Annotated in this window: 14 protein-coding genes; 2 read left to right on the top strand and 12 right to left on the bottom strand. The window is 70.4% G+C overall.

The genetic code is table 11. From position 1 onward, the window contains the following. Positions 1 to 22 precede the first annotated feature (22 nt). From sctN to OV207_RS21890, 10 genes are all read right to left on the bottom strand, one after another. Positions 23 to 1,336: a type III secretion system ATPase SctN gene (gene sctN, locus OV207_RS21935; protein ID WP_193428326.1), complete on the bottom strand. Its 1,314-nt coding sequence runs from the start codon at positions 1,334 to 1,336 to the stop codon at positions 23 to 25. A gap of 16 nt (positions 1,337 to 1,352) precedes the next feature. Beyond that, positions 1,353 to 2,030, bottom strand: coding sequence for a FliH/SctL family protein (locus OV207_RS21930; protein WP_193428327.1), 678 nt, complete (start codon positions 2,028 to 2,030; stop codon positions 1,353 to 1,355). A gap of 24 nt (positions 2,031 to 2,054) precedes the next feature. Then, entirely contained in the window at positions 2,055 to 4,160 is a 2,106-nt protein-coding gene (locus OV207_RS21925) for a hypothetical protein (protein ID WP_267557064.1), read from the bottom strand. 146 nt (positions 4,161 to 4,306) lie between these two features. Then, on the bottom strand, positions 4,307 to 5,125 hold the full coding sequence (locus tag OV207_RS21920) for a type III secretion protein (RefSeq protein WP_193428328.1): 819 nt from the start codon (positions 5,123 to 5,125) through the stop codon (positions 4,307 to 4,309). Between the two features lie 108 nt (positions 5,126 to 5,233). Further along, positions 5,234 to 5,785: an ATP-dependent helicase HrpB gene (locus OV207_RS21915; RefSeq protein WP_227027617.1), complete on the bottom strand. Its 552-nt coding sequence runs from the start codon at positions 5,783 to 5,785 to the stop codon at positions 5,234 to 5,236. Next, positions 5,667 to 6,503: a sigma-70 family RNA polymerase sigma factor gene (locus OV207_RS21910; protein WP_267557063.1), complete on the bottom strand. Its 837-nt coding sequence runs from the start codon at positions 6,501 to 6,503 to the stop codon at positions 5,667 to 5,669. Before OV207_RS21910 ends, OV207_RS21915 begins: the two co-directional genes overlap by 119 nt. 9 nt (positions 6,504 to 6,512) lie before the next feature. Continuing rightward, a complete protein-coding gene (locus OV207_RS21905) occupies positions 6,513 to 6,908 on the bottom strand; it encodes a hypothetical protein (protein WP_193428329.1) in 396 nt (131 codons plus the stop codon). A gap of 25 nt (positions 6,909 to 6,933) precedes the next feature. Further along, positions 6,934 to 7,368: a tetratricopeptide repeat protein gene (locus tag OV207_RS21900; protein WP_193428330.1), complete on the bottom strand. Its 435-nt coding sequence runs from the start codon at positions 7,366 to 7,368 to the stop codon at positions 6,934 to 6,936. Between the two features lie 98 nt (positions 7,369 to 7,466). Next, the gene (locus tag OV207_RS21895; protein ID WP_193428331.1) at positions 7,467 to 8,033 is read right to left on the bottom strand and encodes a hypothetical protein; all 567 of its coding nucleotides are present in this window, start codon (positions 8,031 to 8,033) and stop codon (positions 7,467 to 7,469) included. Positions 8,034 to 8,171: 138 nt separating this feature from the next. After that, positions 8,172 to 8,453 (bottom strand): hypothetical protein, encoded by a 282-nt coding sequence (locus OV207_RS21890; RefSeq protein WP_193428512.1) that lies wholly within the window; start codon positions 8,451 to 8,453, stop codon positions 8,172 to 8,174. Between the two features lie 272 nt (positions 8,454 to 8,725). Here OV207_RS21890 and OV207_RS21885 point away from each other — a divergent pair, with 272 nt between their 5' ends. Then, entirely contained in the window at positions 8,726 to 9,322 is a 597-nt protein-coding gene (locus OV207_RS21885) for a hypothetical protein (RefSeq protein WP_193428332.1), read from the top strand. Between the two features lie 237 nt (positions 9,323 to 9,559). Further along, positions 9,560 to 10,984 carry a hypothetical protein gene (locus tag OV207_RS21880; RefSeq protein WP_267557062.1) on the top strand — a complete coding sequence of 475 codons (1,425 nt, stop codon included), beginning with the start codon at positions 9,560 to 9,562 and terminating at the stop codon, positions 10,982 to 10,984. On the opposite strand, the gene OV207_RS21875 is transcribed toward OV207_RS21880, so the two are convergent. Both OV207_RS21875 and OV207_RS21870 read right to left on the bottom strand, forming a co-directional pair. Continuing rightward, the gene (locus tag OV207_RS21875; RefSeq protein WP_267557061.1) at positions 10,974 to 12,065 is read right to left on the bottom strand and encodes an EAL domain-containing protein; all 1,092 of its coding nucleotides are present in this window, start codon (positions 12,063 to 12,065) and stop codon (positions 10,974 to 10,976) included. The two genes, OV207_RS21880 and OV207_RS21875, sit on opposite strands and share 11 nt — an antisense overlap. 15 nt (positions 12,066 to 12,080) lie before the next feature. Beyond that, entirely contained in the window at positions 12,081 to 13,532 is a 1,452-nt protein-coding gene (locus OV207_RS21870) for an LVIVD repeat-containing protein (RefSeq protein ID WP_267557060.1), read from the bottom strand. Positions 13,533 to 13,576 lie beyond the last annotated feature (44 nt).

The following is a 13,576-nucleotide window of genomic DNA, read 5'->3' as shown; positions in this document are numbered from 1 at the left end:
CCACCTCCGGGGACGGGGGCCGTCAGTCCTCGAAGAGGGCGATGAGCTGCTCCACGGTCTCCTCGAAGGGGGAGTTGGAGTGGGTGTCCTGCTTGAGGAAGTCGATGATGGCGTCGTACTTCTCGATGGCGTAGTCGGTGCGCGCGTCGGCCCCCGCCTGGTAGGCGCCCAGGAGGATGAGGTCGCGCTGCTTCTCGTAGGTGGAGAGCGTCTCGCGCAGCTTGCCGGCGGCCTTCTTGTGCTCCTTGGAGACGATGCCGCTCATCACACGGCTCAGGCTCGCGAGCACGTCCATGGCGGGCCACTGGTTCCGCTCGCCCAGGGCACGGTTGAGGATGAAGTGGCCGTCGAGAATACCTCGGACCTCGTCGGCGATGGGCTCTTCCATGTCACCGCCGGCCACGAGGCAGGTGTAGATGGCGGTGCACTTGCCCTTCTCCGAGTTGCCCGTGCGCTCCAGGATGCGCGGCAGCATGGAGAAGACGCTGGGCGGATAGCCCTGACGCGCGGGGGGTTCGCCAATCGCGAGGCCGATGTCGCGCTGGGCACGCGCAAGACGCGTCACGGTGTCGAGCATGAACAGCACGTTGCCGCCGCGCTCGCGGAAGTACTCCGCGATGGCCGTGGCGACGTAGGCGGCGCGCAGACGCACGAGGCTGGGCTGGTCGGACGTGGCGCACACCAGCACGGCGCGCTTCATGCCCTCCTCGCCCATCGCGTCCTCGATGAACTCGCGCACCTCACGACCACGCTCGCCGATGAGCGCCACGACGCTCAGGTCCGCCTGGGTGTTGCGGGCAATCTGGCCCATCAGCGTGGACTTGCCGACGCCGGAGCCGGCGAAGAGGCCCACGCGCTGGCCCTCGCCCACGGTGAGCAGCCCGTCGATGCAGCGGACGCCCAGGGGCAGCGGCCGTTCGATGCGCTGGCGGGTGAACGGATCCGGACAGTCGCGGTCCACGGACCAGTCGATGAGCCCGTCGCCCTCCAGGGGGCGGCCGTCCATGGGCTCGCCGATGCCGTTGAGCACGCGGCCCAGGAGCGCGTCCCCGCACTTGATGGTCAGGGGGCGGCCGGTGGGGATGCACTCGCTGTCCGGACCGATGCCGTACAGCTCGCCCAGGGGCATGAGCATCACCTCGTCGCCCACGAAGCCCACGACCTCCGACTTCATGGCGCCACGGGTGCGGCTCTTGACGAGCACCACCTCGCCGATGCGGACGTTGGGGACGCTCGCCTTGATGACGAGGCCGGTCAGTTCGGTGACGCGGCCGCGCACCCGGACGAGGGACGCCTCCTTGATGAGGTCGTAGTAGCGCGAGAGGTCGATGGCCATGGCTGCTTCCTCCGGCTCAGGCCGGACCGCTCTTGCGCGCGGGGTCCGGCAACAGGAGGTTCTGGAGCATCTCCAATTGGGTGGGCAGCTGCGCGTCCACCGTGCCGAACTCCGTCTGCACGATGCAGCCCACCGGAGCGACCTCCAGGTCCTCCTTGATGGCCAGATCCACCGTGCGGCCGATGAGTTCCATCAGCACCGGGCGCTTGGCGCGCAGCACCGCGGCCGTCTTCGGGTGCACCCGCAGCACCATGGCGCGCGCGTTGCGCAGGTTGTCGATGGCCGCGGCGCACAGGTCCACCATCAGCTCCGGCTCACGCTCCAGGTCGCGGCCGAGGATCTTCTCCGCCATCTTCAGCGCCAGCCCGATGATGTCCTGCTCGTGGGAGGTCAGCAGCTCCCCGGCTTGGATCTTCGCGCGCAGGACGAGCTCCGTCGCCTGGGCCAGGCCTTCCTGCCGCCCCTGGTCCTTCGCCTTCGCGAAGAGTTCCTCCTTCTCCCGCTGGGCCTCCGCGAGGATGCGCTCCTTCTCTCGGTGGGCCTCCTCGATGATCCCCTGGGCGCCCTGACGCGCCTCGAAGACCTCGGCGTTCATCACGCCCGCGCGCGGCGGCCGCAGCGCCGGCCGCTCGGACGTGGCGACGACCACGGACTCCGACAACCCGTCCCCCTTGATTACCTTGCCGATCGCCATGGGCTGCTCCTTGCGGAACGGATGCTAGCGCGTTCCGCCGCGCGGTCCACGCCCTCCGGGACCACCCGGCTCTTCCGGGCCCTCCCGGTTGGGTGGGGGGCGTCTGCGGCCCACCTGCGTGCCCTCCGAGGAGGAACGCGGGGCCGCCTGCCCGGAGGCCGGGCCAGCACGGCCGGCGAGCACGCGAGGGGGACGCTCCGGCTCGCCTCCCGGTTCGGGACGCGATGGCGGGCGGCCGGCGGTGCGCGAACGGAGCACCCGGGCCCCTTCCTCGGAATCGCCGGAAGGCTCCGGACGGCGGGACTCCCGAGGCGCCTCCTCCGGAGCCGGCCGCGTGGGACGCTCCGTCCGGGCAGGACGGGCCGGGGCATCCTCCGACGGCACCGGGCGGGACTCGCCCCGCATGCCCAATCTGGAGGGCGGAGGGCCGATGCGGGCCCCTTCCGGATCCACCTGACCGGGACGGGTGGGACGGCTGCCCTCCGGCTCACGCCGCCCGGAAACGCCCCCGGTCGAGGTCCGCGGCGCCGCGCCCCGTTCGCGCTCCACCGGCATCCGGCGCATCTGCGAGCCGTTCGCATCGCCTTCAGGCGCGACCGTGGAGGCGCGGGGCGCGGGGCCCCGCTCGCGCTCCACCGGCATCCGGCGCATCTGCGAGCCGTTCGCGTCCCCTTCGGGCACGGCCATGGACGCACGCGACATGGGGCCCCGTTCACGCTCCACGGGCATGCGGCGCATCTGGGAGCCGTTCGCGTCCCCTTCGGGCGCGACCATGGAGGCGCGGGGCGCGGGGCCCCGTTCGCGCTCCACCGGCATCCGACGCATCTGCGAGCCGTTCGCGTCCCCCTCCGGGGGAACCGACGCGCCCCGCCCTTCTCCCGGAGGCGGACGTGGGCGCCTCTCACCGGGCGGCGCGCCCGGGCCCGCGTCACGGCTGGACGCAGCACCGGCGCGGCGGGCCGCGCGTTCGGCCATGAAGTCGCGCTTGGCGCCTGCGTCCTCCGCGGACTCACCTCCGCCGCTCCCCCGCAGCGACTTGGGGGCTCGCAGCGCGGGCGGTCGTGACGGATCCGGCGCGGTGGTGCGCCCGCCAGGCCTCGCGGCGGGAGCACCGGGCCTCGCGGCGGGAGCGCCTTGTGCGGGACGACCCTCCGGTGGCGGTGCCGCCTTGCGCGCGCCCGGCGGCGGCGGCAGCACGGCGGACGGACGTGGCGGCGGCGCCGTCAGACGCACCGGACGTTCGATGAGGCCGCGCACGGCCAGCCGCTCCAGGTCCATGACGATGTCGGTGCGTCCACCATCGCCCCGGGCCGTCGGGCGCGAGCGCTCCTCGCGCACCCACTTCGCCACCAGTTGACCGAACTCCCCGCGGTGCTTCTCCAGCATGCGCGCGGCGAACTCCGGAGATTGCGCCACGCACGCCCGCGCCAGCCGCTGCACGCCCGCGCTGCGGATGGCGCCAGCCGGCCGGGTGAAGCCGTCGTGGAGCGTGATCTGCGCGCGAGCATCCTCCTCCGGCAGCTTTCGCGGCGCGTTCGCCGCCACGGACTTGCTCGCGAGTTGGAGCAGGTCCGGCGGCAGCGACTCCAGGAAGCCCGTCAGCTCCCCTTCGGGAAGACCCGCCAGGGCGGGGCCGAGCACGCGCGCTCCCAGACGGTCGCTCACCGTGAGCAGCTCGCGCGTCTGGAGCATGAGCACGTCCGCGAACTTGAAGCCCGCGGACTGGCCGGCGACCTCGCGCGCCAGCGCCTCCTCCAGCTTCCAGCGGATGATGTCCAGCACCTGCGGGCGCACCTCGCGGGTGAGCTTCACGCGCGAGGGTGGCAGGTGGCCGCGCACCGCGTCCGCCATGTTCCCGGGCAGCGCGCGCAGGGTGACCTCCACCAGGGCGCCGCGCTCCCGCTGGAGCAGCGCCGCCAGCCGCTCCGGATCCGCGGTCCAGAGCTGGCCGCGCCGGTCCTTCATCAGACGCTTGAGCTCCTGCACCACCGCGGGCAGACGCTTCTCACGCGGAATCTGGAGGATCTCCTGCGCCCGGTGCCGCAGGAGCGCGCTCTCCTCGTCGGGCAGGTGCTCCAGCGCGGCCATGCTCTCCTGGCCACCGAAGGTGACCGCGGTGAGGAGCATCATGGTCTGGCGCTTGCTGAGCGAGGTGAAGAATGAATCCAACGGTCACCTCGCGGGCCCCCTAGTGGCCCGCTGAAGGAAGAAGGCGCGTCCCCGGCCTGGAGGACACGTCCCGTGGCCCGCCCCAGGAGGGCCACGGTGGACCGACGCTACTCCGGACGACCACCCCGGGCGCGCGCAGGGCGCGGCGCCGCGGCGGCACCCGTGCCCGAGCCGCCGCGCATGAAGGTCCACGCGGTGAGGCCCATCATCGCGAGGATGAGCGCGAACGCGCCGCCGAGGATGATCTTGAACGTCGTCGCGCTGGCCGCCGTCATGCGCACGCCGAGCACGTCCTGGAGGCGGTTCGTCTCGCTCATCTCCGCCGTGGGGGCCAGGGCCTCCGTCATCAGCACGGTGACGGCCTCCGGCTTGAGCTCCGACACGGAGCTGGCGACGAACTGCTTCACCAGCTCCGGGGAGATGGGGGGCTTGCCAGGCTCGTTGGTGCGGTACTTGATGAAGACGGAGGCCGACGGCATCGGCTTGTTCTCCGGCTGCGACAGGTCGTTGTTCTCCGGGATCATCACGATGGCGCGCGCCTCCAGCACGCCGTCGACCTGATTGAGCGCGTTGGAGACTTCACCGGCCATGGCCTTGAGGAGCATGGCGCGCTCCTCCGTGGCGGTGGGCACCATGCTGCCCTTGGCGAAGTGCGACAGGCCCTTCTCCACCGGGCGCGGCAGGGAGTTGCGCTTCAGCAGCTCCGCGGCCTGCGCGGCGTCGCCCTTGGGGACGACGATGGTGAAGCGCACTTCGTTGCCACCCTCCGCCTTCTCCTTCTTGGCGTTGATGCCGTTCTTGCTGAGCAGCACGTAGATTTCATTGGCGTCCGCCTCCGTCAGCTCGTGCTGCAGCTCGATGGAGCAGCCGGTGAGGAACAGCAGGGCGAGGAGCGGGGCGGCGAAGGCGGGCGTTCGGCGAGTCATGGGCGGGACGTAGCTTAACAGGGCCCTTGCAAAACGCGGAAGGGCGCCCCCTCCCGAGCTGGGAGGGACCGCCCTTCGCATGCCGCCATGGCCCGGCGGGTGGGAACCTCAGACCTGGGTCTTGACGACGTCCTTCAGACCGCTGGTGGCCTTCTCGACGACCTTCGAGGTCAGGTCCAGCTCCTGGGAGTACTTGTACATGGACGCCTGGAGGCCGAGCAGCTCCGCGTTGGACATGTTCTTGCCGGAGCTGGCCTCCTTGATCAGCTTGTCCATGCTGACCTGGCCCTTCTCCAGACCGGAGACGAGGTCGGACACCATGCCGCCCGACTTGCCCGTCTTGGCGGCTTCCGCCTTGGCGTCCACGGGCTCCGCGCCCTTGGCGGTCGCGGGCTGCTGGGCCGCGCCGCTGACCTTGTTCATGCCGGCCTTTTCCGTCTTGTTGACGGTTTCGACCTGGCGGACGGTGTCCACCTTGTTCGCGGCCTGGGCCTTGTTCACGCCCTGGGCGGCGTCCGCCTTGTCGGCGCCCTGGGCCTTGTCAGCGAGAACTCCGTCGAACTTCGACGCGCCCGTCTTGTTCGTCTGCTGGGCGCCCTGATCCTGCAGCTTTTGCTGCGCCACCTGTCCCGCGGAGATGCCGCTCATCGGAGCCGCCATGTGACACCCTCCTTGCATCCGTCGAGGGGGGAGGGAGTTCCTCCTCCTCGTTCAAGAGTTCCTTGAGCCGATCAATGGCGCGCGCATGAAGCCGCGACGCCCAGCTCTTCGACTGCCCGATCTCAGCCCCTGCTTCCTCCAGGGTCCTGCCCTGGAAGTAGTAGCCCTGCAGGAGCTTGCGCTCTTTCTCCGGAAGCTTCTCGATGGCCGAGCGCACCCGGTTCTTCAACTGCTCCATCTCCAGGCGTTGATCCGCCGGGAGGGATTCGTCGACATACCCCGCCGCCTCCGCCCCTTCCGCCCCCGCTGCGAACACCGCGGCGAGCCCCGCCACGGCATCCGAGATGTCTCCAATATCATCGTCGAATGACGACCCGCGGTTGCTTGCTCCCTGCTCGCGATCCGCAAGATTTCCAAGATAGGCGGTCGCGCGCTCGCCCTGATAGGCCGTGCGGGCATCCGCGCCCCGCAGGACACCCATCTTTCTCAGGCCATCAAAGATGGCGCCCTTGATGCGGTAGTGGGCAAACGTGAGGAAGTTGGCGCCGACCTTGGGATCGAAGCGTTCCGCCGCTTCGAGCAGGCCGATCTGCCCATAGGCCAGCAGTTCGTCCAGCTCCAGCTGGGCGTTGAACTGCTTGCGCACGGTGGCCGCGAGCGACCGCACGTACGGGCCGTACTTCTCCAGGATGACCTTCCTGTCTTCACCCAGAGGCAAGCGGCGCGCTCACTCGGCCTTGGACCACAGCCGCTCGAGAACCTGGTTCAACCGAGGATCATCCTGCAAGGCACCTGCGATGCGGCCCGTGAGGGCATCGGACTTCATGTGCAGCTTCTCCTGGAGCACCTCGGAGACGAGCGCCTTCGTCGCCTCCTCCTTGCTCTTGAAGCCCCCGTTCTTCAACCGACGGGCGATGGCGAGCGCTTGCGCCGCGATCGGATCCGCGGCCTGGGGGCCCTGGACGTTGCTGGAGCCTACCAGACCTGAAGGCCCGACGAGTGATTCGGCCTTGTCCACCTTGCCGCCGAAGGACGCACCCGCGGCACCCGCCGCACCGGACGCGCCCTTGACGCCGCCCGCGCGGCCCTTCCCACCCCCACGTCCGACTCCACCGACAGCCATCGACGTACCTCCTTCGTCCTACCTGCTACTTCCGAGGCGGAGGCAGCGCCCCCGCTTCCTTCGCCTGGATGAGGGCCTGGGCGAGGCGGCCACCATCGCCGTCCGGCTCCAGGTCCATGGCGGCCTTCAGTTCCTTGAGGGCTTCCGGCACCTTGCCCATGAACAACAGGGCCTCCCCCGCGTGTGCCCGGGGAAGCGACGACAGGGGCGCCAGGCGCTGGGCGACCCGGTAGGCCTGGAGGGCCTTGTCATGGTGGCCCTGGGCGAACTCCACGGCGCCAATGCCGATCTGCGGCACTTCGCTCTTGGGCATCAGCGCGGCGGCGCCGACGAAGACCTCGCGGGCCTTGTCGAAGTGCCCCATGTCGAGCCAGAGGTAGCCTGACTCCAGCAGCACCATGGCCGGCTGGCGCGCCAGGGGCACGAGGCTGTTGGCAATCTCCGAGGAGGTTTCCGCCATGGTCTTCGCGCTGCCTTTCCCGTGGCCGGAAGCACGGAAGGCGGCCGTCGAGGGCCGCCTTCCTTGCACCGGTCAGTTTGTCCGCTGAAGTCCGAAGACTAGCGGATGTTGCCGATGGAGTTCTTGGTCGTATCGTGCCGCGACTTCATCACGTTGGAAACCGCCGTGAAGAGCTGCGACTCGTGCTGCATGGCCGACTGCATGTTCAGCAGCTTGACGTTGTCGTCCATCATGGCCTTCAGGCTGCCATTGTTCGTGAGCGAGTCGCTCACGCCGCCCGCGCCGCCGACGCCGCCGCCAACGCTGGTGCCCAGCGAGGAGGAGCCGCCCGTGCCCGGGATGCCCGCGCCCGTGCCGGGCATGGACGTGGTGGGCACCGCGCCGGAGCCGGTGTTCATCACGCCCGCGTAGGGGCCGCCCGCCATGCCGGAGCCCGCGGCGCCGGAGAAGGTCTGCGCGGAGGAGACCGCGGCGGAGACGATGCCCGCGCCCGGCACGAAGCCGGCCACGGAGCCCACGCCCGCGCCCACGACGCCCGCGGCGTTGTTCAGGCCGTTCTGGACGCGCGCGCCAAAGCTCGTGTTCGGCGTCTGCCGAGCCGTGGTCATCTGGGTGTTCATACGCAGGTTCGGACCCATCATGCCGCTGTCGATCTTGACGCCCATTTTCAGCCTCCGCGCTGCTGCCAGCGAATTAAAGGTGAGCCTGGGATCATCCCTCGGCTCTTTCAATGGATTATCGGGGATGCCAGCCGGGTGTTGCCTGCTGGTGACAAGAAATCGTCCAGGCCCCCGAAACGCCTGTTATTTCCGGCCCTTGGGCTGCTTGGACTCGGCGACGAGCTTCTCGCGGACGTCCACGAGCATGGTCAGCAGCTCCTCGGCCCGCGCGATCGCAGCCTGCGCCTTCTTGCCGGTCTCCGCGCGCGGCCCCTTGAGGCCGGCGAGGCCCTCCTTCACGGGCGCGAAGAGCGCCTGGACGTCGTCGGCGGAGGCCTTTTCGATGAAGGTCTCGACGGCGGGGTAGGAGGGCATGGGCAGCTCCGGGGGAGAGGGCGGCGCGGAGGTCCTGGCGGGCGGGGGCATCGAGGTCACGATCTCCTGGCGGGAGACCGACCGTGCGGCCGGCTCCTGCTCTTTTGCCAGGGACGCTAAGGGAATCCGTCACCGGCATCAAGCACCCCACGCGTCGGCAGTAAGGCCGGCTGTCGCGTCCAGACCTCGTCCCATGGGCCGGGGAGCGGACGGGCACGCACGCGGTCTTCCCCCCCCGGCCTGTCACCCTCCCCCACCGCCCCTAGCTTTTTCCCAACGGGGGCGTCCGCCCCGTCGCACTCACATCATCCGGGAGAGATTCCATGAAGAAGCTCATCGGGGTTTTCGCGTCCGTGGCGTTGCTGGGTTCTGGCGTGGCCTTCGCCCAGGACAGCACCACGCAGCCTTCGCAGCAGCCGTCGACGTCCACGCCGGCACAGGGAAGTCCGGGGCGGATCGAGTCGGGCGGTAGCATGCAGGGCTCCACCGACAGCATGGGGAGCACCGACGCCATGGGCGGTTCGGGATCCGCGGCCCAGTCGTCGGCCATGACCGGGGCGAACGAGCTCACGGGCAAGGTCGTCAAGAGCGAGAGCAAGAAGGTCTACATCAGCAGCGCGAACGGCGCGGTGGTCCCGCTGGACATCGATAGCAAGACCCAGTTCACCGACCCCAGCCTGAAGAACGCCAAGAGCCTGAAGGAGGGGCAGGAGATCCGCGCCAGCTTCCAGGTGAAGGACGAGAAGAACATGGCGACCAGCATCTCGCTGAACCAGGGCACGGGGGGCTCGGGCAGCGACGTGATGTCGCCGGACTCGTCCATCAACGAGGGCACGGGCGGCACCGGCAGCGACTCCAGCCTGAATCCGGACACCGGCGCCAACACGCACGACACCAGCAGCTCGCCGAAGACCTACTAGTTCCTGCGTCTTCCCTCCCCTGCTCGCGGTCCGCCGTTCTTCCGGCGGGCCGCGAGCGCTTTCCTACGGTCGCTGATCCGCCGACGGCGCGGGAGCTGAAGGGACCGCAGGATCCGCGGCGGACGCGCTCCGGGCCAGCGCGGTCCGCCATGAGCCCGGGTCGCCTTCCCGGCGGGCCAGCGGGCGGAGGAGCCCCGGGGTGATGTGGAAGCGTTCGCGCGTGAACACCTTCCTGTCATGCGCCTCTGGATCGCCATCGTCGCGGGATTGAGCCTTGGACAGTCTCAGGACGTAGAGCCCCTGCCCCCGGAGGATCCCTCCGTGCGGGATCCCGCCGCGGCGGCACTCCAGGACGCCTATGAGCAGGCCGCGGAGGACGCAGATGGGGCCCGGCCTCCGCAGGGCTATGGGCTCCAGGGACCGACCGACCCTTCGCAAGGGGCGTATCCGCTCACGCCGTTGCTGCCCGACGGCAGCCCGCCCATCAACGCGGGCGAGGTCGCGACGGAGCAGTCGCGGACCTACGTGGCGCCCCCCGTCCCCACGATCTTCGAATCGCAGCCCGACACCGGCGAGCCTTCCGACACGGAGGCCCCGCGCCAGGAAGCTCCGTCGGGCACGGGCGGCTCGGGCGCGGCCGGCACGGCTTCGACCGAGGGAGGGACCACGGCGGGGCAGGACACCGTGGGCGCGGGCGCGGCGGGGACTTCTCCCACGTCAGGCCCCACCAACGTTGGCGAAGCGGGCTTCGGCGGCACCGTGGACACGGGCGCGGCGCCCGCGAGTCCCGCGTCCCAGGCCCCCACGGGCGGGACGGGTGAAGTCCCGCTCGATTCGTCCCAGGTGACGGTGCAGGAGCCGGGGACCGGTGGCGCCGGTGCTTCCGGCACGACGGACACCGGGACTTCGAGCACGCCCCCTCCCGCGCCCTCGACGGGCGCTCCCGCGCAGGCCCCAGCGGACAACACCTCCTCGGCAGCTCCCGCGCCGAATCAGGCGGGCGCGAGCGCCACGGCGCCGTCCGTCCAGGGGGCACCGGAGCAGACGGGCTCCGCGTCAGCGACGCCGGTCCAGGCGGCGCCAGACCTGGTGGGCTCCGCCGCCACGACGCCGGTCCAGGGGACGCAGGCCGCGGCGGGCACGGCGGCCTCCGGGGCTCCCAACGCGGCGAATCCGAACGAGGAGGTGAACCGGCTTCGTGAGCGCATCGCGCAGCTCGAGCAGGAGATGGAGGAGCGGGACGCCCTGGCCACCGAGCGCACCCAGTCCGTGCAGTCCCAGGTGGATGCGCACGAGCAGCGCGCCTACGAGAGCGAGCGCTCCCGGCAGCAACGGCTGGCGCGGATCCAATCCGCGGGCCAGTGGATGCTCGCGGCGGATCAGGCGCTCGAGCAGGGTGAGCTGGGCGTGGACAACGCGCTGAGCATCGCCGACCAGGACTTCTCCGTGGTGGGCGCGAACGCGTCGGCCGAAGGCCAGGGCATGGTCGTCGTCCACTCGCAGCGGGCCCGCGCGCAGATTGCCCTGGCGCGGGATGCCGCCGGACGCCGGGACGTCTACGCCGCGCGCATCGCCCTGCAGACGGCCGGCGAGGAGCTGCGGCTGATGCGCGCCGCGAGCCTGGACCGTCCAGGGTCGTCCAACGTCCTGCTCAATCGTTGAGGCGCGGGGTGGCCTTCGCCGGCGCGCCCGCGGGCTTCGCGATGAGGTAGCCCTGCACGAAGTCCACGCCGTGCCGGCGCACCCAGGAGAGCTCCTCGGGCGTTTCAATGCCCTCGGCCACCGTCTGGATCCCCAGCTGCCGGGCGATCTCCAGCAGCTTCTGCACGATGGACGCCTTGTAGGGATCCGCGTGGACGCCGCGCACCAGCTCCATGTCCAGCTTCATGAACTCCGGACGCAGCTGGTGCAGGAGGTTCAGCGAGGAGTAGCCCGCACCCAGGTCGTCCAACGCCACCTTGAAGCCCGCCTTCCGGTAGAAGTCGACGATGGCGCGCAGGTGCTCGGCGTTCGCGGACCGGTCGGATTCGATGATCTCGAAGACGACGTGCTCTTCCGGGATGCCCGCCTCGCGGATGGCCGCCACCGTGGAGCGCAGGCAGTAGGCCGGATCGTAGATGGCCGTGGGCGTGAAGTTGATGAACAGGTGCGTGCGCAGCTGGTGGCGCACCGCCTCGCGGATGGTGGTGGTGCGCGCGGCCAGGTCCAACTGGAACAGCAGGTCCGCCTCCCGGGCCGTGTCCAGCATCCGCGCCGGGGACACCAGCGCGCCATCCCGGTCGCGGCCTCGCATCAGCGCTTCGTGCGCGAAGATGGAGGACGTGTCCCGCGCATGGACGATGGGCTGGAAGAACGTGGTGAGCCGTGACTCGGCCAGCATGTCCACCAGCCACCCCGACTGCTGCAGCATCGTGAAGCGCTGCAGCGAGTCCACGCGCGGGAAGTCCGCCATCCCCGGCTCCGTGTCGCCCGGGACGAAGAGGGCCCGCGTGCCCCGGACCTCCTCCGCCGTCAGCACGTCGGGGAGCTGCGCGGACAGCCGCCCCAGGTCCCCTTCCCCCATGCCCACCACGACACAGTGCGCGTCGGGGCGAAGCTGGTAGGGCCCACCGGAGTCACGAAGGTGCGCCACCAGCTTGCCGAGGCTGTGGCCCAGCGGCGGCCACAGGAAGAGCCGCCCAGGCCCTTCGGGCGGCGCTGGCAGGGTCTGGCAACGACCACATCCCTCTTTCACCTGGGTCATGATGCGGCCTTGGCGTCACGGGGTATGGCGGAAGATGAGCAGCCCGCGCGTCGTGTCCCACCCATACACCAGCCCGTCCGCGACGTGAACGCCCTGGAGGCCCTCGAAGTAGCTCAGGCCCCGGCCCGCGTCGGTTTCGCTCCAGGTGTTGAAGTACCCAGCGGGCTTCGGCGTCCCCAGCGAGGACACGTCGTAGACGCGCAGGCCGTCCTGGTAGTTGGCCACGTAGAGCGACGTCCCCGACAGCGTCAGGCCGCCCAGTGAGGCCTCCGGCCGCAGCGCCAGCGCCCCGCGCTGGACGATGGCCTCCGGGTTGGTGGCGTCCAGCGCCAGGAGCGAGGAGCCCCACGCGTCGGAGCCCTGGAACACGGCGGTGGCGGTGCCAATCTTCCCCACCGCCAGGGCGCTGGTCGCGGGCCCGCCGTAGCGGCCCACCAGCTTGGGTGCCTTCTTCGTCGCCACGTCGGTGACGTCCGTCACCGAGACTCCGTAGCTCCAGTTGCTCACGTACAGGCGGTTGTCCAGGGCGGCCAGCGAGTAGGGGTACTCTCCCAGGGAGGGCGACGAGCCCTCCACCGTGTAGCGCACCACCAGCGACGGCGCGAGCGGCTGGGTCACGTCCAGGATGATGACGTCCGACTTCGGCGCGGGCGAGGCCACGTAGAGCAGGTTGCCGTCCTTCGTGAGGGCGTCCACCCGCACCGGCCCGTCCGCGAGGATCGTCTTGTCGCAGACGGGGACCGCGGGGTTGGCCGTCAGGTCGCAGATGCGCAGGCCCCTGGCGTACGTGCCCACGTAGAGCGTCGTGCCGGAGACGAGGCCCGTGGTGAAGATCTCGTTGGCGAACTTCTGCTCGGACACCAGCGTGGGGCGCGCGGGGTCCTTCACGTCGTAGACGAACAGGCCCTCTTCGCGCGCCATCACGTAGGCGTAGCCGCCCGCCGCCACCAGGCCCGTGGGCCGGCCTCGCGGCAGGGCCACCTGGCCCAGCAGCTCCACGCGGTCGGCCTCCGCTTCGCCTTCGCGCCGCACCACGCGCGTGGCGGTGAACGTGCCCTGACGCGTCTTCGCGCCGTTGACGCACACGCGCACCACGCCCTGCACCTGCCCCGGGCCCGAGGCCTTGCAGGCGGAGAACGCGTAGCGCACCGCCCCGCCATCCGAGCCCGTCACGTCGCTGGCCAGGTAGAAGGTGTCCGGGGAGATCTGCTTCGTCGTCATCGTCAGGCCGATGAGCAGCGGATCCCCGGGCGAGAAGCGGATGGAGGACGGGCCGATGTAGCCGTCCTCGAAGGCGATGTTGGTGTTCCAGATGCCTTCGGGTTGGACGACGGACAGGGTCGAGCGGTCACAACCCGACAGGTCGATGGCTTCAACCTGACACTCGGCTTTGTTGTCGGAATCGTCGGTATTGCCGCAGCCGACGGCAAGGAACACGGTGGCGGCCAGGAGGGGGAGACGGTTCATTCCCTCCTCCATACCGGGCGATCCCGACCGGAGCCAAGCCCCCT

It is taken from the genome of Corallococcus sp. BB11-1, from assembly GCF_026626625.1.
Lineage (GTDB): Bacteria > Myxococcota > Myxococcia > Myxococcales > Myxococcaceae > Corallococcus > Corallococcus soli.
This window is presented reverse-complemented; position numbering and strand designations above follow the sequence as displayed.

Bases quoted from the DNA above. Each gene is read 5' to 3' on its own strand.
- OV207_RS21915 (WP_227027617.1), bottom strand. From the start codon at position 5,785: ATGGCGGCTCCGATGAGCGGCATCTCCGCGGGACAGGTGGCGCAGCAA.
- OV207_RS21895 (WP_193428331.1), bottom strand. From the start codon at position 8,033: ATGGGCGTCAAGATCGACAGCGGCATGATGGGTCCGAACCTGCGTATG.
- OV207_RS21900 (WP_193428330.1), bottom strand. From the start codon at position 7,368: ATGGCGGAAACCTCCTCGGAGATTGCCAACAGCCTCGTGCCCCTGGCG.
- OV207_RS21920 (WP_193428328.1), bottom strand. From the start codon at position 5,125: ATGACTCGCCGAACGCCCGCCTTCGCCGCCCCGCTCCTCGCCCTGCTG.
- OV207_RS21905 (WP_193428329.1), bottom strand. From the start codon at position 6,908: ATGGCTGTCGGTGGAGTCGGACGTGGGGGTGGGAAGGGCCGCGCGGGC.
- OV207_RS21890 (WP_193428512.1), bottom strand. From the start codon at position 8,453: ATGCCCCCGCCCGCCAGGACCTCCGCGCCGCCCTCTCCCCCGGAGCTG.
- sctN (WP_193428326.1), bottom strand. From the start codon at position 1,336: ATGGCCATCGACCTCTCGCGCTACTACGACCTCATCAAGGAGGCGTCC.
- OV207_RS21870 (WP_267557060.1), bottom strand. From the start codon at position 13,532: ATGAACCGTCTCCCCCTCCTGGCCGCCACCGTGTTCCTTGCCGTCGGC.
- OV207_RS21930 (WP_193428327.1), bottom strand. From the start codon at position 2,030: ATGGCGATCGGCAAGGTAATCAAGGGGGACGGGTTGTCGGAGTCCGTG.
- OV207_RS21875 (WP_267557061.1), bottom strand. From the start codon at position 12,065: ATGACCCAGGTGAAAGAGGGATGTGGTCGTTGCCAGACCCTGCCAGCG.
- OV207_RS21880 (WP_267557062.1), top strand. From the start codon at position 9,560: ATGCGCCTCTGGATCGCCATCGTCGCGGGATTGAGCCTTGGACAGTCT.
- OV207_RS21885 (WP_193428332.1), top strand. From the start codon at position 8,726: ATGAAGAAGCTCATCGGGGTTTTCGCGTCCGTGGCGTTGCTGGGTTCT.
- OV207_RS21925 (WP_267557064.1), bottom strand. From the start codon at position 4,160: ATGATGCTCCTCACCGCGGTCACCTTCGGTGGCCAGGAGAGCATGGCC.